Source organism: Enterobacter sp. P82, from assembly GCF_037053385.1.
Classification (GTDB): Bacteria; Pseudomonadota; Gammaproteobacteria; order Enterobacterales; family Enterobacteriaceae; genus Enterobacter.
Window position 1 is genome coordinate 2,377,282 of sequence record NZ_JBALHX010000001.1, and the last position, 23,831, is coordinate 2,401,112.

Sequence of the window (23,831 nt, forward strand, 5' to 3'; positions counted from 1 at the left end):
TGTCCTTATATTGAGTCACAAAATCTGGCTGAGATGGAGCTGGCCCATCAGCAGCGGGTTATCGCTATAGTCGACGGGAATGGCCACCACGGCGGGGCCATCGACATCCATTGCTGCACGCAGCGTCGGTTCAAGCGCATCGGCGCTCTCCACGGCAAAACCTTTCGCACCAAAGGCGTCGGCATACACTTTGAAATCGACCGGGCCAAACTCCACGCCGGAAAGACGCTGATATTTTTTCTCTTCCTGAATGGCGACCATGTTGTAGCCGTTATCCACCCAGATGATGTGCAGCACGTTGGCGTTGAGGCGCACCGCGGTTTCCAGTTCCATGCTCGACTGCAGGAAGCCGCCGTCGCCGGAGACCGAAACCACCTTGCGGCCCGGGTTCACCAGCCATGCGCCAATGGCCCACGGCAGCGCGACGCCCATGGTCTGCTGACCGTTGGAAATCATCACCTGACGCGCCCGGAAACTGTAGAGATAACGGGCGATCCAGATGTGGAAGCTGCCCATGTCCACGGTGAGCGTGACGTCGCTGTTCACGATGTCCTGCATGGCACGCACGATGCGCAGCGGATGCAGGGCAAACTGGTTAAGCGATGCGCCACGACGATCGAGCAGATCGCGCTGATGCTGGCGATCGACCAGAATCTCTGACGCCCGCTGGCTCAGCTCCAGCTTATGATCGATGCGGTTAGCGAGCAGGTTCAGCGTTTCGGCGATGTCCCCCACCAGCTCCAGATCCGGCACATAGTTACGTTCTTCGTAGGCAGGCAGCACATCAATGTGCACCAGCGTGGCGTCGCCGCTGTTCCACATAGACGGCTCGTACTCCACCGGGCTGTAGCCGATGCAGATAATCAGATCCGCCAGATGGAGCAGCCTGTCGCCCGCCTGGTTGTTGAACAGACCGACGCGTCCGGCAAAGCGGGTGAAGTGCTCCTGGTTCACCGCCCCGGCAGCCTGATAGGTGCTGGTGACCGGAATGCGGCTTTTCTCCAGCAGCTTACGCAGCGCGTCACTGTTAGCGGGCTGGCTGGCCATCAGGCCCAGCAGGATGACCGGGTTTTTGGCGTTTTCAATCAGCTTCGCCACGTCGTTAATCGCCGACTCCGGTGCCGGGCCCATTCGTGCCGCGCCACTGGCAGGCAAAATCGCGCCTGTCGCGGGCTGGTCGACAATATCCTGCGGCAGGCTGACGAACGCGCCCCCCGGTCTGCCGTGCTCGGCGGCACGGAATGCATTCGATACCACTTCGGCAATCGCATCCGGAGAGCTGACTTCCACAGAATATTTGGTGACAGGGCTGAACATAGCGACCGTGTCCATGCTCTGGTGCACCAGTTTGGCTTTATCCGCCCGCTTGACCGCCCCACCCAGCGCCACCACCGGGTCGCCTTCGCTGTTGGCGGTGGCAATGCCGGTGATCAGGTTGGAACAACCCGGACCGGAAGTGACCAGCGCCACCCCGGCTTTGCCGGTCAGGCGCCCTACCGCCGCCGCCATAAACGCCGCATTCGCTTCGTGGCGTACTGGAATGATCTCAATGGAGGAGTCCAGCAGGGAATCAAAGACTTTGTCGATTTTCGCCCCCGGAATACCGAACACCTGCTTCACGCCCTGCGCTTCCAGCTGGCCGACGACCATATCGGCGCCATGCGCCCACTGACGTGACTGTTTCTCACTGTTCACGGTAGTTCTCCTGTTAGTTTTCGACGGAACGGATCGCTGCATCAAGATCGCTGGGGTGCAGGTTGGCCTGCAAAAACGCACTGTCGGCAGGCAGGTCAATCATCAGCTTGTGAATTTCACCGAAGGTCAGCACGCCGCTCTCCAGCTGGTAGTCGAGCAGATGGCCCCCGCCCTGACGGTCGTCGGTGATGAAATGTTCGTGGTAGCCCGCCACGTTAATACCCTGCATATGCTGTGGTGTGCGGAACCCGACCAGTACACCTTTCCGCTGGTTGAAGCGGAACACTGGCTGGTCGTCCAGCACGTCGGTCATCGCCCGGTATGGCGGCTTCTGACGTGGTACCGTGCGGGTATGGGCATGGCGGAAGTTACCGTCGATACGCAGCGCGCAGAACAGGTTATCGGAGGGGATTTGCTGGTCGATCACATCGTGGATCTGCTGGCGACTGACCGGCCCATCAAAGGTTTTACGATACTGCGGCTGGAACCAGGTCATCACCGCGAACGGTGTTTTCTGCTCTGGCTTCGCGGCGCGGGCGCTGCCGTCGGCGCGCAGCTGGTACACCTGGCTGCTGAAGGCGATCATTTCGCCATCCAGCTCGTTGAAAGTGCCCAGACCAAAATCACCGTGTGCCAGCAGATCGGCGATGGTGGTGTTCCCCTCGTACACGCCGCTTAGCAGGGCGCTCATTAGCGATGTCTGATAAATCACACTGTCAGGATGCTGAGCGGAGAACCCTCGCAGGGTCTCGCACAAACTGGCCTCACAGTCGCAGGCAGATGAATGCATCATCATGCTCGTCCTCTTCAACTTTATTTAGAAAGGTTAAATAAATGTTGACCCGATTCAGCAGAGAGTTCCAATATAGAATCCATGCTGGTTTGAGACGTTTTAGATATGGAACTTCGTTATCTGCGGTATTTCGTCGCGGTTGCTCGCGAGCGACACTTCACCAAAGCGGCCAAAGCGCTGGGTATTTCTCAGCCTCCTCTGAGTCAGCAGATCAAACGGCTTGAAGAGGAAGTAGGCACGCCGCTGTTCAAACGCCTGACGCGGGGCGTCGAGCTGACCGAGGCGGGAGAAGCGTTCTATGAGGATGCCTGCAAGATCCTGGCGCTGAGCGACGCCGCGCTGGAGAAAGCCCGTGGCATCGCGCGCGGGCTGAACGGCAACCTGTCGATTGGCATCACCAGTTCCGACGCTTTCCATCCCAAAATTTTCGCGCTGATTCGCCAGTATCAAGTACAGAACATGGCGGTACGGGTTCACCAGGTGGAAGCCAATATGTCTTCGCTGACGACAATGCTGGCTGAGGGTGAGCTGGATATCGCCTTCGTGCGTCTGCCGTGCGAGAGCAGCAAGGCGTTCGAGTTAAAAATCCTCGACCGGGAGCCGATGGTGGTGGCGCTGCATCGCGACCATCCGCTGGCGGCGTGCGGCGATCTGGCGCTGGACCAGCTCCAGGATACACCCGTGGTGCTGTTCCCGCAGGAGGTCGCGCCGGGCCTGTACGACCGGGTTTACGGCTGCTGCGAACGGGCCGGGATCGACGTGCAGCACGCGCTGCAGTCATCACAGCTTTCATCCTCCCTGAGCATGGTTTCCGCCGGCGGCGGCTTCGCGCTGGTACCGAAATCCATGGCGGCCATTTCTCCGCCGAATGTTACCTACCACGCACTGAGCTCACCGGCGCTTTACACTGATATCGCGCTCTGCTGGCGGCGTTTTGAACGTTCTCGGACGGTGAAGCGGTTTCTGGCGATGATGAGTGAGGGGTAGCGGCCGAGCCCGGTGGGTTTGGCTGGTGGTTTTAGTTGGCCGGGTAAGGCGTAGCCGCTACCCGGCAACATAGCCACAGGCGTCAAATCCAGACATCGTTCTCTGCGGTGCGCTCCCCACCTTCGTGTCCGGTATTCAGGATCCCACACGGTTCTATCATCATCATTTTTACCGTCGTTTCAGCAGACGTTTTATGTTCAACGCCTTTTGGCACAACGTACATTTCCCCTGGATTGACGAGCACATGTCCGTCAAGAAAATCAATACGTAACACGCCCTCGACCACGATGAATGCCTCATCGGTTTCAGGGTGCGCGTGCCATATAAAATCACCCGATATTTTGACGATTTTAAACTGATAGTCATTCATCTGAGCGATGACTTTCGGCTGCCAGTGCGTGTCGAAGAGAGAGAATTTATTGTCTAAATTAACAGGACTATACATTGCGACACTTCCTATGGTTGAGAAGCATCCAGGATAGAATAAGGCCGGCGTGCCGGTCTTGAACGATCGTGCAAATCAGGCAGGATGACCTTTAATGAATTTTTGCCAGCGCCCAGGCGACATACCCAACGTTTTGATGAACTGACGAGTCATGTGACTTTGATCTGAAAACCCCGCTGCAGCGGCAGCCTCAGCAAGCGACAGGCCCGCCTGAATCAGGCGTCGACAGTATACAAGTCGACGCATGGTCACATAGCGATAAGGACTCGTTCCATAAAGCGCACGAAAATCCCGGCTGAGGCTCCAGCGATCTCTGCCACTGACGGCGGATAAAGTATCCAGCGTAATATTGTGAATGAATTCAGTGTGTATATATTCGCGCGCGCGTTCTGCGGATTGATAATCCACCCGATTCCGGCGAAAACGTTGTCCTCCCACGACGGCGAGCGTGTGGGCGAGATCGTAGAGCGCATCGTCTTCTTCCAGCGTATCGAAAGATTCTTCCGGCGCTTTTAACAGCGGTTCGGTCGCTGCAAAAAGCCGGGGATCGGATGAAATTCCGCCGGGAATAAACGGCAAAGGCTTTCCGCCCAGGATTTTTTGAATTAACGCCGGATCGATATACAACATCCGATACTGGAATCCGTCGTTCGTTCCCGCCTCTCCGTCATGTATTTCGTCAGGGTGCAGGACCATTGTCCCGCCCGGCAGGCTATGTTGTTTACTTCCCCGATAGTGAAAACTCTGCACCCCGGATAAGGTCCGGCCTATGGCATAAGTGTCGTGACGATGCGGCTCATAGCCATGCCCGCTGAAATACGCCTCTATGCGCTCTATTTTTCAGGGTTGTTGCGCCAGTCTGACCCAGTCTTTGTTAGCTTTTGCATTCGACATATATGACACCTGATGCCCTGTGAGGGTGAAACAACACCATAAACTCATCGGGTGCAGTTTGGAAAGTTGTTGCAGGCAACGCGGGGTCGGATCCAGGACTTTGCTGTTTTATTGATATACGCTCCGGAACTACGTTTTCCTGGTAATTGTTTGCCGCATGCCATCTGTTACTCTGACAGAGTGCAAAGGATGACAAGGACGTGAAATGCTGAACCCCGGATTCGTTACCCGCAAAGCGCTTGCTCTCTGGCGGGATGTCCCTGCTTTTTTACCCCAGTTTCAGTTCCATGAGAAACATCGAGCGGTCATTCATACTTCCAACCCTGAAAATATTCTGCCGTTGATTGCAAGCTTTGACGTCCAGCAAGACCCCGTCATTCGGCGGCTGATGTCTCTGCGGCAATTACCGCAGAAATTTCTGCACAATCAGCAGACTAACTCGACGGGCAACTTTGGGCTGCACAGTTTTACGCTGTTGCACAGCTCAGCATCCGAGCTCTGCTTTGGCTTAAGAGGGCAATTCTGGCGGACAGATTTCGGTCTGGAAAACGCGCCCGATGCGATTGCTTTTCAGGCACCCGCCGGGCCGGGCAGCGCAAAACTGTTGCTGCGCTACCAGGTAGCGGAACTGGCGCCAGGTCAACATGAACTCTGTACTGAGACCTTCGTCTATTGTCCGGACAAACGTACTCAACTCAAAATGGCGGCCTACTGGCTGGCAATACGGGCAGGGAGCGGCTGGATCCGTAGAAGGACGCTGGAGGCTGTCAGGTTGCATGTTGAAAATCAGAAGTGAGGGATTTCTGTGAAATGCCCTGAGCACTGGAGGTTTTGATGACTATACGAGTTATTACATTTTTGCTCATACTCGGCGCATTTGCTGTAAATGCAGCTGGTGGCGGTAATGGTGGGGATGGAGGAAATGGTTCGGATGGCACCGTCTCAGCTCCGGGCCGTGCGGGTTGTCCGGGCGGAACAGATCCGGACGCGTCGGGAAAATTTTATCTTCCAGGAACAAAACAGCAATGCAATCCCGGGAAGCAGGATGCCGTGAAAAGCGCCATGCAATCAGATGCAGAGTGACAGTATGCTAACCCATCCTGACTCCACACCCTCACTTGCCTCCTGCTTCAGGCATTAATACCTGCGGCGGAATACGCAGACCTAGACTTTCTCCTCCGCACGTAATGCGGCCCGCACAGCAGGACGGGCACTGATTTTTTCCCGGTACGCCAGTAGCGCGGGCCAGTTATTCAGTTCAATGGCGAAGAATTTGCACCAGCCCAGAACGGTGAAAAGATAGGCATCCGCCACGCTGAACGACGAGCCTGCCAGATAAGCGTTTGTTGAGAGCGTTTCCTGAAGAAAACTGAACCGCCTGAACAGCTTCTCACGAAAAATCGATTTGGCCTCTTCCGGCAACATATTGTTGAAGAGAGGTGCCAAACCAGCGTGTATTTCGCTGGTGATAAAGTTTAGCCATTCCTGAAGCCGCACTCGCTCCCAGCTGTCTGCTCGCGGTGCCAGCCCACTTTCTGGCTTGAGGTCTGCGAGGTACTGCAAAATGGCTGGCCCCTCGGTCAGGATTTTCCCGTCATCCAGTTCAAGCGCAGCGACGTACCCTTTAGGGTTAATGGTCAGGAAGTCGCGCCCGTCAGCGGTAAGCTTGCTCCTGTTGTCCACTTTAATCAGTTCAAACTCAATCGCCAGTTCGCGAAGCACGATATGGGGTGAGAGTGAACAGGTGTCCGGGGCGTAATAGAGTTTCATAATCTCTCCGTTAAAGCTGTTGAGTGGTGACGATTCGGTTTGCATTCACTGTGCTTAAAACCGATCTCGCTGTAAAATTAATGATTCATAAATTAGCCATTAGCTGAGCTACTGATACTTATGATGAATCTTTTACACTGGCGCTTACTGGTTGCGGTGGCCGATGCCAGTAATATTTCACGTGCCGCTGAAAAGGTTGGCATGACGCAATCTGGTGCCAGCCAGGCGATCGCTCAGTTAGAGGCCTCATTAGGATTTGCAGTATTCACGCGTGAGCGACGCCACATCGGTGTGACGGCCCTGGGCGAGCGGGTTGTTAAAGAGGCAAGAAGTATGCTGGCGCGGCTAGACGCCATCCGCCTACTGGCGGATGAGAGCCGGGGGCTGACTGGCGGACGCATTCGTCTTGCCAGTTTTCCATCGGTGACATCCACATTTTTGCCAGGACTGCTGCGGGACTTTAAGCGCCTGCATCCTGAAATCGAGGTGGTTGTACTGGAAGGGACGGACCGGGAAGTCGAGGAGTGGATTGCAGCAGATACGGTTGATCTGGGGGTGGTAATGAACCCTACTCCCGGACGCGCGGATGCAATCCTGGGACAAGATGCGTGGGTCGGGGTGCTACCGGCCAGTCACCACCAGGCTCGTTATGCACGCGCGCGCGGCATTACGCTTGAGGAACTGGCAGACCAGCCTTTTGTACTCGCTACAGGCGGTTGTGCCGTTAATGGAAAAAGCCTGATGGAACAGGCAGGCTTGCGGCTGTCTGACGTTCGTGTGACCGTCCGGGACTGGATCAGTGCCTGCCTGCTGGTACGCGAAGGCATGGGCGTCGCACTTATACCAGAATCCGCTCTGCCGGTTGAATTACGCGGTTTGTGCGTCGTGCCCGTGACGCCTTCGCTGTACCGTGAGTTTGGGGTGGTTTGTTCGGCGGCGAGCAAATCCTCCCGAGCAACTCAGACGTTATTGGAAGTGTTGCTCAAAATGAAAAGATCTGCGTAAGGAGTTACGGCGGCGCTGCGCTTGCGCGGGCCTACGGTTCGTGTCGCGGGGAGGTTTGGTGTTTGGTTTTGTAGGCCAGGTAAGGCGTAGACGCCACCCGGCAATGCCCTTCTGGAAGCCGCCTCGCAAACCTGCAAGCAACCTTATGTAATTCATGGGCATCCCTTCCCTTCCTTTTTTCGCCGCCGTAAAGTGCCTGCGTTGCGGCACATCCGTAACCGGGCGTAGGAACCCGTTTAACATGACTCGGCAATTATTTTTGTCGCGACAGCGCTCATCCCGTTAAAATACGGTCGCGCTGGCGGAGCAACCGAAAGGTTGGCCGTTTTGTCATGTGCGGCATTCCTACCTCCGTCAGCGCTACCACCCATGAGCGTAGGAACTTATGTGGTGGTCTGGATTTTTTTTGAAAAGGAATACTACATGACAACTATCCCTACCCTGACTTACGCACTTTCTGAGGAAAGCGCTGTTTATCACCTTATCCACCTGCAACTTTCCGATTCTGCGGATCTCTTCGAGTTGGCCGACGCCTGCACCGCTTATGTGAGCGTGCTGGTGGAAACTGACGACGCGGTGACGTTTGCCACGCTCTGCAAGCGATTGCTGGCTGTGCTGAAGCGGCTGCGTGAGTGCTGCGATGCCGAACTGCCTTCGTATCTGGTTGAACAATTGATCGCAGGGGAAAAGATTACCTCCTGCGTGCCGGACTGCTGGCAGGAGACGACGCTGCAAGTGGACTATGCCGTGGCGTTAACGCTGGCGGTGATGGGCGGGACACTGCCTACAAGCGTGGCGAAAGAACTCACCGGGCTACTGCATGATTTGGTCTGGCTGTTGGCGGAGTTTGTGAAGGAGCCTTATATAACGGCGCATTGAGGCGGGTGATGGGAGGCCGGGGTTCTGCTGGGTAAAAGCAGGATTTCGGCCATACGCAAAATACAACGTTGTTTGTTGAATGTCCATTAAGAGCGAGAAGCAAAAGTTAGCACCTACATACAATGAAAATTAGCTGCGAAACAGCGGATTTTCAGTATACATTAACATATACATTGCATTAATAAATAGCCATGACCACTTAGCCAACTGATTAACATTTTAGATTTAAATGAAGAAAAGAGCGGCACTTTATAAAAAGCGCCAATAATGATTTTTAAAATGAAATATTAGCCACAATTCAGTTTCTCATTGAGTTTTATTTTTATATTGCGCCAAATTTTTTTAAAAGCTCTAATTGTCTCTGTAATTTTTCTGTATCTAAACTGGAATCCAAGGATATATTAACATTGAAAATTGCACGTGGAGTCGATAAGTCATGTTTCAATTGCTGTGAGGGTCCCACGTTGTCATAGGACGTTACTACCTCAGTAGTATCGGCCGCATTATCTATTCCAGCCTCTATAACCTCACTATCTTCATAATTATTTTCAGTAAACCCTCCTTTTTTTTCATTGTTATCATGTGATTGCTTTTCACTTCCACTGAGTTCACTAAGAGAGATGTGACTAATACTTTCACCATCAACAGCAACCAATTGAGCAAATAGCATTCCTGCTATATAGAGATCAACACATAATTCAGCCTGATCAGGATGAACTCTTAAATCGGATACCCTTTGTTTTAGTTTTGCTTTGGTAACTGTATCTCCATGATATGTATCGAAAAGCTTTTTAAATACATTCGGCCGTAAAATAGCTTGTTGGTAAAGCGGGATAAGCTCTTCCTGCGGTGCAGCCGATATCTTTTTAGCTAACTCTTCAGCTAAGTAACCTGTCTTTGAATCACCCGTAAGAAGACCGTACTGTCTCAATGATGATATTTTGACTTCACCCGCGCTCCCTTTTGCGCCTAAAACTCCCGAGAAAATAAGATCTTGTGGTTGTGCACTAATATGTGTTTTGCTAACTAATTTTTTAGCGTATTGGAGTGCATCGCTTAAAGGTATTCTTGGGAAAATTGCCCCACCTTTACGCCCTCCCTTGGGCATTTGTCTTGTCTTTTTCTCAGTCATATTCATACACTCATCCTCAGAGATCTAATTAATTCATCTAAACCAGATTTATATGATACTGAAAAGTCGGCATATTTTTTGTCAGCGATTATAGGGGGTATAGACGCATCATCTAATTTAAGTGGAAGAATATGCACTTTTCGACGTTGAACTTCATTCACAAGCGCGTTATTAAGTTCTTTTTGAACCCAAACCGAGTTTTCTGAGTGTCTGCTCAATGCGATAAGGAAAAAATCTGAGCCAGCTAAACCTTGTGCAACTTTTTCAGGGATAGAATCGCCCACTCTTATTCTTTGTTCATCTAACCAAACATCAATACCATTTGCCGTCAAGTCGGCTGCGAGTTGTCTAATGAAAGGTTTGTCTAAGGAACTATGAGAAAGAAATGCAACACGACGTTCTTTCTCATCATGATGACGTTGTTCTTTCATTTCCGTTGCAGCATCAAGCAAATCCTCGGCAAGTAGATCAGGCTTAAGTGCACCCAGACTATTAGCCCATTCTATAAGTGGATTAAGGTCCGAAGCAACAAAAGGCGATATACCCATAGTTGTAGCCGCTTTTCGGAGCGCCGATTCAGTTTTATCTCCTAGCCGAAGGAATTGGCGAACGGCTATAAGTAATGGAAGCCGCACCAAAGCCTCTTTTACCACTGCTTCTTTTTGGGCTTGAGAGCCTCTATAAGGATACGGAAGAATTGGCGCGTATCCTGAACCTACAGCATCTATTAGGCCAGTTTGACAGGCATTCTTCAAATGTTTGCCCGCTGTTCGAGGATCAATCCCAGCGAATTGTGCTACCTGAGAAATGCTTGGGGTATCTAACCATGCAACAGCATCTAAGACTAAGAATAACGCATCCAGCTTAGCTGGTTCAAAACGATGCGATGATACCGAGCGATTAGCTGGCGATTTTCGCTTTTGAGTTTGGCTTACAGTCCCTTTCCTAGCGGTCATTTTTTCTCCAAATGAAGAACTTAATACCATCAGTTTGCATGCATTCCAACTTTAAATAATGCACCTTGCTCTTTCGTTGTGCAAGAAGCTATCAGACAGATTATATGGCTTTTAAAAAACGAAATGATTGTAGTGGACACATTTTTCGGTTGGTTGGACTGACCCCGCTCCGGTAGACAATCCTGCACTGTAGTTTAAACATTGCAATAGTGTATGAGCCTGACTATGAACCATGACGGTATATGACAGATCTCATGCTGCATGCTTTTTTAGCATTGCAATCAGGATGCTCAGTAGCATTTCTAATGCAGCCATGCAAATTTTCCAAAATCGCCACCATAGATTAACGCACAAAACTGTAGCGACATCCGTTTCTGGTACAAAGCGACGCATCTTTCACACACTTCCATATATGGTTGTGAGCAAAATCATCATCTACCACACTCCTTCTCAGCAAACAATTCCTGAACGCGCTACGCAAATCAAACAAATACCCCAACCCGAGCTATACCAAGGCTTTAATCCCAAGCCACCACTATTTAAAGTGCTCGCACTCAATATACGAGCGCAATTATCACGAACATGTGGAAACTGCAATTTCATCAAAGTTTCCACATTGTCAACCCACCAACAATCACCTATAATGTTTCCAGTCTGAAAACAAGGGGCAAGGATGCACGTAGTCTCAAGAGCACCTTTCGACACAGCCACCAGACAATTTCCTAATCAAGTACTCGCTCTGGACGATCTTTACCGGGTACTAAAAAAGGAACACTATCCATCACCAGACGACATGCGAAAGCGCTTTCCCAGCCTGGATCGGATGAAATACCGGGAAAAATGGTGGGTCATTGATGTAGGTGGCGGGCATTTAAGAGTGATGTTTTTTGCTGATTTTGAGCGGGGAAAGATCTTCATCAAACACATCAGCACTCACGCAGAGTATGACAAGCTCACGGACCTCTACCGGAGAACGAAAGAATGAACTATGCGGCAGCCATCAAAGCGGCAAACGATCTGACAAGCGAGCTTCCTTTCCTGGGTTCAAGACCGTCGCGACAAGATTACGAAGATGCTCTGGAATTGGTGGAATATCTGATTGAGCATGACCCCGATAGCCCGCTGGTAGAGATGCTCACTACGAAGATCGATAAATACGAAAACGAGTCCCCGGAGTTTGCAGAATTTAACGCGCGTGTAGCCAGCATTCCGTCAGGCGTTGCGTTATTGCGAACGCTGATGGATCAGTACCATCTCACACAGAGCGATTTTGAGAATGAGATAGGCAAGAAGTCTCTGGTAAGTCGGATCCTCAACGGACAGCGCACGTTAACGCTGGATCATATGCGCGCGCTGGCGAAGCGTTTTGGCGTGCCGGTAAGTGCATTTGTGGGGAATTGATTAGGATGGAATTCAACTAGGTGTTAAGAAAAAAGTGACGCAGCTATTCTGTACGCCGTTGAAGTTGGCTCAACAATTGTGCCATCTGCACGAATTGGCTCAGCATCACCATAAATAATATAAGGTAGTGCATCAGTTCCTTGAGGCAAAGCGCGTATCGGATCTGAAAAAATTAATAGTTACCATTAAATATTAATAAACCCGACATAATCCGGGTTATGAATTTATAAGCTCTTAAATTAATGACTGAGCTTAAATATTTTAGACAGACTCTAACTTTGAGTCTTCGATAAGAGCAACTTCACTGTCGAGAACTTTCTAAACAGCCTATTTACTTTCAATCAAATAATTCTTCTATGAAATCTGAGAACGAATCGGCAACCAATTCAATCTCTTTATCATCCATCAGAAAAATAAATACCTTCCCTAATGAATCATCAGATTTGAGAGATAGTATAAAAGTGTTCCCCCCGTCATCATAAGCAAAAGGAACCATATTCCTTAACTCGCCAAACGACTCGATAAGGTCACGATAGAGTTGCTCAATTGGCAGGTCACCATATTTTATAGGGTTAAAACCGCCAAGCATAAAAGGATTACCATCTTCATTATCATTAGGATGCCCACCATTATTTTTAAGATAAAAATCAAGAAATGACGCGGGAAGATGATGATCAAAGTACGCATTGAACGCGTTTATTTCGTTTACAGTCAGTTTATTTTCTGAATCAGTAAGATACATTAGCATTTTCCTCAAACAGATCTGCGGGCACGGTTTCTAGCTAAATAAGTAAATGTATTTTGCATTCATTTATCTAAATCAAAAAACCATTCAATGAAAGAATTAAAGTCTCCCCATTGAGACTTTAATTTCCCCTGTAGGTACTTAGTTAAAGTATCTCCTACATTGATAAATAAAACTTCTCCAGTTTTTTTGTTATAAAAATACCCACCCTCGCTTTGAAAACCATCCAAGGGAATATACTCGCTTGGTATTTTTAATATTTCATATGTTCTCTTAAGATCAAGTTGGTACGAGGAATTTATAACAAACCAGCAGATCTGATAAATTTCATGATTCCTGCTATGAAAAGTAACCCCATCCTCAACGTGCAAATAAAATTGAGCAAAATCAGAAGAAAGGTCAATACCTAAAGAAAGCAAAGCATCACTATACTCTTGAGTGATATCATCATACCACCAACCTCGAGATTGACTCATTAGCTTTATTTTCTTAGATAACATAAACCCTCACCAACATTTATTTTTTCGGCTATTTAATTATTCTTTCACACCCCCCTTTAATATGTTTCACGGTACAGAGCAAATAAATCTCATATTAAAGAATTAGGATATACTTAATTTAGCAGACTGAACCAATCTTAAATCATAAAAGCCAGGAAGGTTTTAAATCCATCCCGGCCTTTAGTTTACTGACTAATATATACAGAAGGTCCCATTAATTGTATATGCGAACACTTCAAATTTAAAAAAACATCTGCTCCCTTTATTATAACTTCACTATGGGGAGTGTTTTTTTGTATTTCTATTTTTGCTGGCATATCCGTGGACATACCTTCTATTTTTAAGAATTTTACTCCACTGCAATTTATACCACATCTACATCTATTATAACCTTTAACCCATTTTGGGGGAGGATTGTCAGGCAATTCATTAACAAGGTCAAAACATATTATTACCGTAGCAGCTTCGCGGTCTATTTTAATATCAAAGATGTCGATTTCATTCACTTCAACATCTCTACTAAAAACCTTGTTAAACAAAATACTACCTTCGATTTCATTCCAATACATGTGATTCTCCTCAAAATTCATAATGATCCAATGTGCCAGGAACTGAACCTGTTCGAGTATTTTCGAATGGTCTTACATTTAAATGAGGACCTTGATTTCCAATTCCTCCAGGATAAACGTGCCCAGCAGAATGGTCTTGAATGATAATTTTATTACCATCTGCTTTGGTAAATTGATACTCTCTTGTCCAGATTTGTTTACCGGCGCTATCAAAAATAGGATTTTTACTGGAATCAGTCATTGGGACATTTCTATGGGAACCATTGAATCCAGTTTTAGGATTGAATATCCTATCTGGTTGTTGATTCATAGGAATACCGGCATCTCTTTTCGCGGCCCTAAAGGCTGCATTTCTCGATTTAAATTTAGTACTACAGCTAGCAAGGCCTAACGGATCAATCCACCCCAACGGATTCGGCGCATACTGATAAAGGTTCCATCCACCATTCAGCCCAATCGGATCCTGCACAATAAACCGCCCGACCTGCGGGTCGTAGTAGCGGAACAGGTTATAGTGCAGCCCCGTTTCACCGTCAGCGTACTGCCCGGCATAGCGTAGCGGCTGGTGTGCCATCGCCGTGCGATTCACAACCCGTGAGAACCCTTCGCTCTGATGGCGCACCTCGCCAAAGCTGCCGTACTGGCCGCTCCAGCGCACCGCGCCGCGCTCGTCGGTCACTTCCAACGGCGCGCCGTTCAGGTCGGTGTTGAACCAGTAAATCTCACCGCTGCTCTGGTCACGAAGGTGATCCACCCTCGCCAGCGGGCTCCAGGCTTCATTCGGGTCGTAAATATACGTGCTGCACAGCCCGCTCTCCTGCTGCTCCTGCAGCAGACGGTAGCCCTGCCACAGGAAGCGGGTGTCGGTGGTGCCATGTGCGGTGGTGACGATTTTGCGCGTGCGGCGGCCCAGCGCGTCATAGTGATAGCGCGCCTCAAAGCGCCCTTCCGGCCCGGTTCCCCGGGCTGACACCAGACGGTTCTCGGCGTCATAGACATAATGCTGCTCATACAGCCCGTTGCGGCGGCTGACCAGGTTGCCCCAGTGGTCGTATTTCATAAACAGCGCCTGCCAGTGCTGCAGGCGGTTATCCGTGACCGGTACCGCATCGTCATTGGCGGCGAGGTTATCCGCGGCGTCGTAGCTGAACTGCGCGCGGCTGTGCCCCTGTCGGGCCTCGTAGTGCTTCAGCAGACGCCCTTCGGCGTCGTAGCCGTAATCCACCTCACCGCGCAGGGTGTCGCTGACGCCGGAAAGCTCGCCGCGCGCGGTGTAGCGATACAGGCGTTCCAGTAGCGCCTGCTCCGGCAGGGTCACGTCCGTACTCACTTCGCTGCGCTGCAGGGTGCGTCTGCCGAGGCTGTCATACTGACGGAGCTGCTCGCGCGCGCCCTGGGTACGGCGAACTTCGCGGTGCAGGCGGTCGCGGGTGAACTCGGTCACCAGTTGCTGCCCAAAGCGGATGGCGCTGACGTGGCCGGAGCCGTAGTGCAGCCAGGCCAGCTTTTGCTCGCCGGGCAGCGTCAGACCGGTCAGGTTGCTCAGGGCATCCCATTCGTAGCCCACCGCGCCGTTAATGCCGGACTCGCTCAGCACGCGTCCGGCGGTATCGTGGCGGTAAACGATCTCATCGCTTTCGATACCCAGGGCAACGCCTTCAGCTGTCGGCGTACGGCGGATGCGGGTGATTTGACCGCTCAGAGCGCGGAAGTAGCGGTACTCCGCATGGCGCTGAGTGCGTCCAATCAGCAGCCCGCTGTCGTCATAGCTGAACTGCTGGACGCGACGGGCGATACCACCGTCGGCGGCAGGCCGTCCGTTTTCTTCGAGCGCGCAGAGGAACCCTCGCGCATCCCATTCCATATGGCGCACGGTCTCGTCCGGGCGCGTTTCGCTGAGCGGGCGGCCCACGGCGTCGTAGGTGAAGCGGTATTCCGCCCCGTTGCCGTTATCGAGTCGCAGCAGGTTACCGCGTGGGTCGTAGCGCCACTGGCGCACGCGGCCAATACGGTCGGTGAGGCTGACCGGGAGGCCGAGCGCGTTATAGGCCCAGCTCACCTCGCTTTCCAGCGGGTCGCGCCAGCCCGTGAGCTGGCCGCGTTCGTTCCACACCAGCGACTCGCGGCTGCCGTCCGGATGGATCACGGCGCTCAGCAACCCGGCACGGCTCCACTCCCGGCGCGTGGTATTCCCTTCTGCATCCTCGCTGGCAATCAGCTGCCCGAAGCGGTCGTAGGTGAAGCGGGTCACGCTGCCGGAGCAGTCGGTGCGCTGCGTCAGCAGCCCCTGGTGATTCCAGACAAGGCGCACCACGCCGCCGATGGCGTCGGTGATGCTCTCCGGCAGGTTTTCTTCATCGTCGGGATAGCGATACGCGGTGGTGCTACCGGCGGGATCCGTTTCCGACAGCAGGCGACCGCGAAGATCGTACATGGCCTGCGATGACGTGCCGTCCGGGTACACCGTGCGGGTGATGCGGTCGGTCAGACGATGCCAGTGATACTCCGTGTGGCGGCCCGCCGGGTCCGTCTCGCTGGTCATTCGGCCATATTTGTCCCACGTGCTGCGGCGCATCGCTCCGCCGGGCAGAATGACGTCGCAGAGCTCGCCGTCGCGGTAGACAAATGTCGTCTGGCGACCATCGTAATCCGTGAAGCGCGCGACATTGTCGTCGTCATCCACCAGCCAGTGCGCCTGCGCACCGTCATCGCGGATGGCGCGACGGATGCCGTTATCAAAATCATATTCGAACGTCAGCTGTTCGCCGCCGCTATGGCGGAAGCCGACCACGCGAGGCAGGCCGTCAATCTCGCGCCAGCGGTATTCACTCAGCAGGCCATTGGCGTCCTCGTGGGCGCTCATCAGCCCGTCCTGCCAGCGGAAGCGTCGGCGCACGCTACCGCCCCGGCCGGTCACACAGACCAGCCGGCGTTGTTCATCATAAGCGTAACTGACCAGGCAGATCTCGTCATCCAGCCAGGCGCTGGCGAGTCTGTCACGGTCGTAGCGGCAGACAACGCGCTGACCCGCGCTGTCGGTCAGGGCATGCAGGGTATGATCCGCATTCCACTCGAAGAGGATATCGTTGCCGCAGGGTTCAGAGAGACGCTGGAGCAGTGACGGGGCATCATCCTGCAGCGGCGCATAGTGCCAGCGCTCGCCGCTGACGTCATACACAGACCAGCTGTCGTCAGAGTGATGTTCAAGCCAGCTTTTTTCGCTTTCGCAGTAGGTCCGCAACCCTTTCGGCACCCTCGGGAAAGCGACGTAATCGCCGGATGGCGCGCGCCACACCAGGCCGTCCTGATAAGGTTCAAGGCGGCTTTCCCAGAACAGGTTCCAGCCGCGGCCCAGTACGCTGTCGCCGGGGTTGCCGCTGCGCCAGTAGCGCTGCCAGCGCACTGGCAGACGGGAAGGCAGGACGAAATCCAGCTCGTCATCCCCGCTGAGAAACTTCTGTCCGCTAACGATATCCACCGGGCGGGCAATGATCCCCGCCGCCGCCACGCCGGTCATCAGCGTACCCGCCCGGCAGGCAATACGAGCCAGCTTATTGATCCCAGGGATTTTCCCCAGCAGCTTAGACAGCGCCCCGACTTTGCCAGCCGCACCACCCCAGCCGCCGATAAGCCCGGCGAACAGCAGGGTAAGATCGGAGACTTTGTAGAGCCACTCCGGGACTTCAGACTGAATGGGCAGGGTTTGCTGCGGATCGCCGCCGATGATGACGTTGTCCGAACCGGTCATCACCTTCGCGTCGCAGGTGGTTCTATCCCCGATGCGGGCCGCAGGCAGGCCGTTAATAGAGACCCGTGAGGAGCCTTCGGCCATCTGCTGCGAGCCGTCGTCAGAGCACTTCACCGCGCTGTCCGTGGCCATAGCGGCAGGTTTACCGTTGATAAACACATTGGGCGAGCCGGAGGTGATGACGCCTTTCTTCGTCATACTGGATGCCCCGGCGTCTGCGATGCTGTCCCGGGCGGCGGTCGCCAGCTCCCCGGTGTAATACCCCACGGCCAGGCTGGCGCCGACGAGCAGGACGCCCACACCAAGACAGGATGCGCCAAGGCCGGCAATAAACATGGCCCCCGCCAGAATCCCCCCGGCGGCGGCAATCAGACCACCGACAATTGTTCCGGCAATCATCCCGGCCAGCGCACCAGAGTGGCCGATATCATCACCAACGCGTGCTGCTTCAAACATAACAACGGTCCCTGAAGTTACTGGTGGAAGCGGAAGCTCCTGAGAAGTTCGCCAAACAGCGCGTTGTCGGCATCGCTGAGCGCGCGCGTGCAGGTCATGGTGAACACCAGAATTTTATGGCTGTCGACATTAAACACCGCCTGCTGCTGCCAGACGCGTTTCCCGTCGCGCAGGTAGCTGGCATGGACAATTTCACCCTGCAAAAGGCTGTCGCCAAGTGTCGCGTCGCTGCGCTCACCCTGCTTCCAGCCTTTGATGTGTTTTTCCATCAGGGCGAGCTGGCGATCAATATACGCGGCAAGTGTTTCGCCGGGGTTGAGGGCATCGCGGGAGATATTGAACGCTGGTGCATCCGCCGCGGGCGGCGCGAATACGTTTACGGTACGATCCTGATAGCCATCAGGAAAGTTGATCAGTCCTTCACTGAAAAGGCACTGCGAAGATGGTTCTGACATTGAGCGGGTCCCACCACATTTTTTCAGAAGCGGTAAGTTTCGCATATGTGTTTAAGGCTGACTATCCCCAGATTATTGCCCCACCGACCATGCGGGAGTGCTCCAGTTCTCTGTACCGATATCGCACGGTTTCTGGTGAGGTAGAAATGAGGAATATGGACGATAATTTTGCGTTCTGCGATACTGATTTACTCACCCGCAAGCATAAAAAAACATCGCCATGACCACACCGACCGCCGATACATTCCAGCTCACACTGAAAAAAATACTGGCGCTCAAACCGCAGGAGAGCATTCAACGCCTGCTGGATGCCCTGCTTCCACAGGCTGAAAAGATGCTGGTCCGTCGTCCGCGGAGTTTTTATAAAAATGGCCCGGAGATCTATCTGCTGACCGAAGGTCATTTCTGGCTTCACCGCAAGCAGGATGACCTGGAACTCAGTATGGCCACCGCACCACATATCTTCGGGCTTGCTGAGATACTGATGCCTCTGGGCGACACGACCTACGTTCGCTTTGCACCTGAGAGCGAGGTTTATGTGCTGTCTGGCCAAAAAGCGCAGCAGGTATTCAGTGAGCAGCCCTTGCTATGGCAGGATGCCGCGACCGTACTGGCGTTTCATCTGCACTTCTCCACCTGGCGAGACCTGCATCTGCTTAACGACAATGCTTACGATACTGTCCGTGGAAAGCTGCTGGAACTGGAGTTAAAAGACGATGACTTTCGTCAGGCACGCTCCATCCTCAGTTATATTCAGTCCACCACTAAGCTGTCCCGCAGCACAGTCCTGCGGATCCTCAAAGACCTGACCGAAGGCGGCTACGTGGAAGCGCAGCGAGGGAAACTGATCCGTATTGTTCACCTTCCGCTGCGCTATTAAGTGCTATTTTTTACGGGCCACCAGCCTCATCACCACCACGTAAAACACCGGGACGAAGAAGATGGCGAGTAACGTGGCACTGATCATCCCGCCCATCACCCCAGTGCCGACGGCATTCTGGGCACCGCTTCCTGCACCCTCGCTGATCACCAGTGGCAGGACACCCAGAATGAAGGCCAGCGAGGTCATCAGGATCGGTCTCAGTCGCATGCGTACCGCCTGCAACGTGGCCTCCAGCAGAGGGATCCCCTCTTTTAACATCAGATCCCGGGCAAACTCGACGATCAGGATAGCGTTCTTCGCCGACAAACCGATGGTGGTCAGCAGCCCGACCTGGAAGTAAACATCATTGTTCAGGCCACGCAGCATGGCCCCTGCCAGTGCGCCAATGATACCCAGCGGCACCACCAGCATCACGGCGAACGGAACGGACCAGCTCTCATACAGGGCAGCAAGGCAGAGGAACACAACCACCAGTGAGATGGCGTACAGCGCGGGAGCCTGATTGCCCGACTGCTGCTGTTGCCAGGACATGCCGGTCCACTGATAGCCAAACCCGGTTGGCAGTTTGGCGGCCAGTTTTTCCATCAGCATCATTGCCTGCCCTGAACTGCGCCCGGGTGCAGGCTCACCCAGGATCTCCATGGATGACTGGCCGTTGTAGCGCTCCAGGCGTGGTGAACCATATTCCCAGCGGGCGCGGGCAAATGCCGAGAACGGTACCATCTGGTTGTGGTTCCCCTTGACGTACCAGCTGTTGATGTCATCCGGAAGCATGCGATACGCCTGATCGGACTGCACGTAGACTTTTTTCACTCTCCCTCTGTCGAGGAAATCGTTCACGTAGGTGCCACCCAGCGCAGTAGAGATGGTGTTATTGATTGCGTCATTGCTCACGCCCAGTGCTTCCGCTTTTTGCTGATCGATATCCAGTTTCAACTGCGGGGCATCTTCCAGCCCGTTTGGCCGGACTTTGGTCACCACATTGGGGAACTTACGCGTCATCATCAGCAGCTGATTTCGCGCCTGCGTCAGCGCGGCATGGCCACGGTTGGCTTTGTCGATCAGCTCAAAGTCGAAGCCAGTGGCGGTGCCCAAATCCGTAATGGCAGGCAGATTAAAGGCGAAAGCGACGCCGTCATGAATCGTGCGGGCAAACGTATGATTGGCACGTTGAATTATCGCCTCCACGCGGTTTGCGGTACCGTGACGCTGAGACCAGTCTTTGAGGCTGACAAAAGCAATACCGTTGTTCTGACCGTTGCCGTTAAAACCAAAGCCCGCCACGGTGAACACCGAATTCACATTCGCTGCTTCATTATGCAGATAGTAGCGCGTCACCTTATCCAGACTCGCCTGAGTCCGTGACTGCGTCGCCCCGGCAGGCAACTGCACCATGTTCATAAATACCCCCTGGTCCTCATCTGGCAGGAAAGAGGTGGGCAGGAAAACAAACATCGCGGCCATGCCGGCGACAATCAGCAGGTAAATTGCCATCATGCGCCCGGTCTTGTTGACGATGCGCGCCACACCGTTCTGATAGCGATCGGCATTGGTGTCGAACATCCGGTTAAACCAGGCAAAAAAGCCCCGCTGCGGCGCATGGTTGCCCGGCTTCAGAAGAGTGGCACACAGCGCCGGCGTCAGGATCATGGCCACCGTCACGGACAGCACCATCGCCGACACGATGGTGACGGAGAACTGGCGATAAATCGCCCCTGTCGAGCCGCCAAAGAAGGCCATCGGTACAAATACTGCGGAGAGAACCATCGTAATACCGACCAGTGCCCCCTGGATCTGCCCCATTGATTTGCGGGTCGCTTCGACGGGGGAAAGCCCCTCCTCGGTCATCACGCGCTCGACGTTTTCGACCACCACAATGGCATCGTCGACCAGCAGGCCTATCGCCAGAACCATCCCGAACATGGTCAGTGTGTTGATGGAGAACCCACAAGCGGCCAGCACCCCGAACGTGCCCAGCAACACCACAGGTACAGCAATGGTCGGGATCAGGGTGGCACGGATGTTCTGCATAAACAGGTACATGACCAGGAACACCAGCACTATCGCTTCAAGCAGCGTTTTCACCACATCGTGGATAGAAATTTTCACAAACGGTGTGGTGTCGTACGGATACACCACCTTCATTCCCGCCGGGAAAAACGGTTTCAGCGTGTTAATTTCGGCTTTTATGGCTTTCGCTGTGTCGAGCGCGTTCGCGCCAGTGGCCAGTTTGATCCCCAGCCCAGCCGCTGCCTCGCCGTTGTATTCTGCGCTGGAGCTGTAGTTTTCACTGCCCAGCTCAACGCGCGCCACATCACGCAGGCGAACCTCTGAGCCATCTTCATTGACGCGCAGAATAATGTTACCGAACTGCTCCGGCGTGCTTAAGCGGGTCTGAGCGATGATAGAAGCATTCAGACGCTGTGATGCCGGAGCCGGTAACGCCCCAAGCTGTCCACCCGTAATCTGGTTATTCTGCGATTTGATCGCTTTTACAACCTCTTCCGTGGTGAGCTGGTAGTTGTTCAGCTTGTTCGGATCAAGCCACACGCGCATGGCATACTGCGCACCAAACAACTGCACCTGCCCAACGCCCTGCGTCCGGCTGATCGGATCCTGTACAGTTGAGGCCACATAATCGGCCAGATCGGCCTGCGTTAAGGCACTGCCCTTCTCACCGGTGAACCCGACAACCATCAAGAAGCTGCTGCTGGCTTTCTGAACATTAATGCCCATACTCTGCACCGTGGCAGGCAGAAGCGGCATCGCCAGCTGCAGCTTATTTTGCACCTGAACCTGGGCGATATCAGGATCGGTTCCGTTTTTGAATGTCAGCGTCACAGTGGCATTGCCCATCGCGTCGCTGTTGGAAGACATATACATCAGGCCATCGAGGCCGTTCATCTTCTGTTCGATAACCTGCGTCACCGTGTCTTCCACGGTTTTTGCATCAGCTCCCGGATAGCTGGCGGTGATCTGTACAGCGGGTGGTGCGATAGTCGGATATTGCGACACAGGCAGCTTCAGGATCGACAGGCCACCGGCAAGCATCAGCACAATGGCGATCACCCAGGCAAAAATCGGTCGGCTAATAAAGAAGTTCGACATTATTTGCCCCCCGCACGATTGCCAGGCGCCCATGCTGCCATGCTGTCATCTTCGGTTGGCAAAACGGTCATCCCCGGTCGCAGCATCAGCTGACCTGTAACGATCACCCGGTCACCTGCCGATAACCCCGCCGTAACACGCCATTGATTACCCGTGGCCTGCGCAGCCTGAACGCGACGCACCTGCGCCCGGTTGTGGCTGTCCACCACCATCGCCGTTGCATCACCGCGCGGTGTACGGGTAATGGCCTGCTGCGGCACCAGCAAGGCATCGGTACGCATCCCTTCAGTGAGATGCGCACGGACAAACATTCCCGGCAGCAGCGTGCTGTCAGGGTTTGGACACACCGCGCGCACCGTAATCGACCCTGTTGTTTGGTCAACAGTGACATCAGAAAACTCAAGCTGGCACTTACTGGGATACAGACGACCATTATCCAGCTGCAGCATGACGTCTGCCTGCCCGTTCTGCTGCGTGATCTGGCCTTTTGCCATCTCGCTTTTCAGTGCCAGAAAATCGTCGCTGGACTGCGTCACATCGATATAAACCGGATCCAGCTGTTGCACCGTCGCAAGCGCTGAAGACTGACTGTCGGTGACCAGCGCCCCTTCGGTCACGGAAGATTTACCAATCACGCCTGAAATTGGCGAGGTCACTTTGGTGTAGTTGAGGTTGATTTGCGCCTGTTCGACCACCGCTTTCTGGGCTACAACCTGGGCATCAGCCTGCTGGGCGTTAGCCACCGCCGTGTCATAGTCCTGCTGGCTGACATAATGAGTTTTTATCAGCGCACGGTAGCGGTTCGCCGTGAGATGCGCCTGAGTGGCCGCGGCGGTGGCTTTTGCGAGATCGCCTTTGGCACTGTTCAGCGCGGCCTGATAGGACGCAGGATCTATCTGATACAGGGACTCGCCCTCATGCACATGGCTTCCCTCCACGAAATTTCGCTTCAGGATGATGCCGCTGACCTGCGGACGCACATCAGCCACCCGAAATGCCGATACCCTGCCTGGAAGTTCGGTTTGTACAGGCAGTGACTGGCTGCGCAGTGTAACCACACCCACCGGATGGGGAGCCTGTGCGCCGGGCACCGGGGCGTTGCGGTCGCACGCGGTGAGTAGCAGAGAGCAGGATATGACCAGCCCTCCGAGTAAACGGGAATAATTGTTTTTCATCTCTTTAGCCTTTAAGTCCGAAGTTTGTTTTTTTAATATCGCCACGAACTATATCGGCCCGAATAAATAACGGGAGTGTCATTTGGTACTTTGTAAAAATTGACCTGAATAATCATTTCACCTTACTGTTTATTGCGTATCGTCAGATACGTTCCATCCTTGAAAGTCCGGTTTCTCTGCCACGGCATATTGGTGGCAGAGTTTTTTCGCTCCATAATTGCGGTGAAAGTTCCAA

22 protein-coding genes are annotated in these 23,831 nt (G+C 53.2%); 8 read left to right on the forward strand and 14 right to left on the reverse strand.

From position 1 onward, the window contains the following. Positions 1-15: 15 nt before the first annotated feature. A complete protein-coding gene (gene alsS / locus WB237_RS11385) occupies positions 16-1,695 on the reverse strand; it encodes an acetolactate synthase AlsS (RefSeq protein ID WP_336213053.1) in 1,680 nt (559 codons plus the stop codon). Positions 1,696-1,708: 13 nt separating this feature from the next. Further along, entirely contained in the window at positions 1,709-2,488 is a 780-nt protein-coding gene (gene budA, locus WB237_RS11390; protein ID WP_028019534.1) for an acetolactate decarboxylase, read from the reverse strand. Positions 2,489-2,593: 105 nt separating this feature from the next. Here budA and WB237_RS11395 point away from each other — a divergent pair, with 105 nt between their 5' ends. Continuing rightward, complete coding sequence (locus tag WB237_RS11395; RefSeq protein WP_336213055.1) at positions 2,594-3,475, forward strand: LysR family transcriptional regulator; 882 nt, start codon at positions 2,594-2,596, stop codon at positions 3,473-3,475. Positions 3,476-3,557: 82 nt separating this feature from the next. On the opposite strand, the gene WB237_RS11400 is transcribed toward WB237_RS11395, so the two are convergent. Both WB237_RS11400 and WB237_RS11405 read right to left on the reverse strand, forming a co-directional pair. Beyond that, the gene (locus WB237_RS11400) at positions 3,558-3,920 is read right to left on the reverse strand and encodes a cupin domain-containing protein (protein WP_336213057.1); all 363 of its coding nucleotides are present in this window, start codon (positions 3,918-3,920) and stop codon (positions 3,558-3,560) included. A gap of 75 nt (positions 3,921-3,995) precedes the next feature. Continuing rightward, positions 3,996-4,757, reverse strand: a complete 762-nt coding sequence (locus WB237_RS11405; RefSeq protein WP_336213570.1) for an AraC family transcriptional regulator — start codon at positions 4,755-4,757, stop codon at positions 3,996-3,998. Positions 4,758-5,019: 262 nt separating this feature from the next. Between WB237_RS11405 and WB237_RS11410 the strand changes: the two genes are divergently transcribed. Together WB237_RS11410 and WB237_RS11415 are read left to right on the forward strand one after the other, a co-directional pair. After that, positions 5,020-5,610 (forward strand): hypothetical protein, encoded by a 591-nt coding sequence (locus tag WB237_RS11410; RefSeq protein ID WP_028019538.1) that lies wholly within the window; start codon positions 5,020-5,022, stop codon positions 5,608-5,610. A gap of 38 nt (positions 5,611-5,648) precedes the next feature. After that, positions 5,649-5,897 carry a hypothetical protein gene (locus tag WB237_RS11415; RefSeq protein ID WP_336213060.1) on the forward strand — a complete coding sequence of 83 codons (249 nt, stop codon included), beginning with the start codon at positions 5,649-5,651 and terminating at the stop codon, positions 5,895-5,897. A gap of 81 nt (positions 5,898-5,978) precedes the next feature. Here WB237_RS11415 and gstA read toward each other — a convergent pair whose 3' ends face one another. Next, positions 5,979-6,584: a glutathione transferase GstA gene (gene gstA, locus WB237_RS11420; protein WP_336213062.1), complete on the reverse strand. Its 606-nt coding sequence runs from the start codon at positions 6,582-6,584 to the stop codon at positions 5,979-5,981. Between the two features lie 120 nt (positions 6,585-6,704). On the opposite strand from gstA, the gene WB237_RS11425 reads away from it, so the two are divergent. Both WB237_RS11425 and WB237_RS11430 read left to right on the forward strand, forming a co-directional pair. Then, a complete protein-coding gene (locus WB237_RS11425) occupies positions 6,705-7,589 on the forward strand; it encodes a LysR family transcriptional regulator (protein WP_336213064.1) in 885 nt (294 codons plus the stop codon). Between the two features lie 423 nt (positions 7,590-8,012). Beyond that, positions 8,013-8,468, forward strand: a complete 456-nt coding sequence (locus WB237_RS11430; protein ID WP_336213067.1) for a hypothetical protein — start codon at positions 8,013-8,015, stop codon at positions 8,466-8,468. A gap of 322 nt (positions 8,469-8,790) precedes the next feature. On the opposite strand, the gene WB237_RS11435 is transcribed toward WB237_RS11430, so the two are convergent. Together WB237_RS11435 and WB237_RS11440 are read right to left on the reverse strand one after the other, a co-directional pair. After that, entirely contained in the window at positions 8,791-9,606 is an 816-nt protein-coding gene (locus tag WB237_RS11435) for a hypothetical protein (protein WP_336213069.1), read from the reverse strand. Beyond that, positions 9,603-10,586: a toll/interleukin-1 receptor domain-containing protein gene (locus WB237_RS11440; RefSeq protein WP_336213072.1), complete on the reverse strand. Its 984-nt coding sequence runs from the start codon at positions 10,584-10,586 to the stop codon at positions 9,603-9,605. The genes WB237_RS11435 and WB237_RS11440 overlap by 4 nt, the downstream gene beginning before the upstream one ends. Positions 10,587-11,229: 643 nt before the next feature. Here WB237_RS11440 and WB237_RS11445 point away from each other — a divergent pair. Together WB237_RS11445 and WB237_RS11450 are read left to right on the forward strand one after the other, a co-directional pair. Next, entirely contained in the window at positions 11,230-11,541 is a 312-nt protein-coding gene (locus tag WB237_RS11445; RefSeq protein WP_336213074.1) for a type II toxin-antitoxin system HigB family toxin, read from the forward strand. Then, the gene (locus tag WB237_RS11450; protein ID WP_336213077.1) at positions 11,538-11,957 is read left to right on the forward strand and encodes a helix-turn-helix domain-containing protein; all 420 of its coding nucleotides are present in this window, start codon (positions 11,538-11,540) and stop codon (positions 11,955-11,957) included. Before WB237_RS11445 ends, WB237_RS11450 begins: the two co-directional genes overlap by 4 nt. 337 nt (positions 11,958-12,294) lie before the next feature. Here the strand turns inward: WB237_RS11450 and WB237_RS11455 are convergent, their stop codons facing one another. The 5 genes from WB237_RS11455 to WB237_RS11475 all read right to left on the reverse strand — a co-directional run bounded on the left by WB237_RS11455 (position 12,295) and on the right by WB237_RS11475 (position 18,430). Continuing rightward, positions 12,295-12,699, reverse strand: coding sequence for an SMI1/KNR4 family protein (locus WB237_RS11455; protein WP_336213079.1), 405 nt, complete (start codon positions 12,697-12,699; stop codon positions 12,295-12,297). 65 nt (positions 12,700-12,764) lie between these two features. Then, on the reverse strand, positions 12,765-13,178 hold the full coding sequence (locus WB237_RS11460; RefSeq protein ID WP_336213081.1) for a hypothetical protein: 414 nt from the start codon (positions 13,176-13,178) through the stop codon (positions 12,765-12,767). Between the two features lie 209 nt (positions 13,179-13,387). Further along, positions 13,388-13,771: an Imm50 family immunity protein gene (locus WB237_RS11465; protein WP_336213082.1), complete on the reverse strand. Its 384-nt coding sequence runs from the start codon at positions 13,769-13,771 to the stop codon at positions 13,388-13,390. Between the two features lie 10 nt (positions 13,772-13,781). Then, entirely contained in the window at positions 13,782-17,975 is a 4,194-nt protein-coding gene (locus tag WB237_RS11470) for an HNH/endonuclease VII fold putative polymorphic toxin (protein ID WP_336213085.1), read from the reverse strand. Between the two features lie 17 nt (positions 17,976-17,992). After that, complete coding sequence (locus tag WB237_RS11475; protein WP_336213087.1) at positions 17,993-18,430, reverse strand: DUF1795 domain-containing protein; 438 nt, start codon at positions 18,428-18,430, stop codon at positions 17,993-17,995. Between the two features lie 220 nt (positions 18,431-18,650). Between WB237_RS11475 and WB237_RS11480 the strand changes: the two genes are divergently transcribed. Further along, positions 18,651-19,310 carry a helix-turn-helix domain-containing protein gene (locus tag WB237_RS11480; RefSeq protein ID WP_129996511.1) on the forward strand — a complete coding sequence of 220 codons (660 nt, stop codon included), beginning with the start codon at positions 18,651-18,653 and terminating at the stop codon, positions 19,308-19,310. A gap of 3 nt (positions 19,311-19,313) precedes the next feature. Here WB237_RS11480 and WB237_RS11485 read toward each other — a convergent pair whose 3' ends face one another. Beyond that, positions 19,314-22,421, reverse strand: a complete 3,108-nt coding sequence (locus tag WB237_RS11485; RefSeq protein WP_336213088.1) for an efflux RND transporter permease subunit — start codon at positions 22,419-22,421, stop codon at positions 19,314-19,316. After that, positions 22,421-23,596: an efflux RND transporter periplasmic adaptor subunit gene (locus WB237_RS11490; protein ID WP_236921171.1), complete on the reverse strand. Its 1,176-nt coding sequence runs from the start codon at positions 23,594-23,596 to the stop codon at positions 22,421-22,423. Before WB237_RS11490 ends, WB237_RS11485 begins: the two co-directional genes overlap by 1 nt. Positions 23,597-23,831 lie beyond the last annotated feature (235 nt).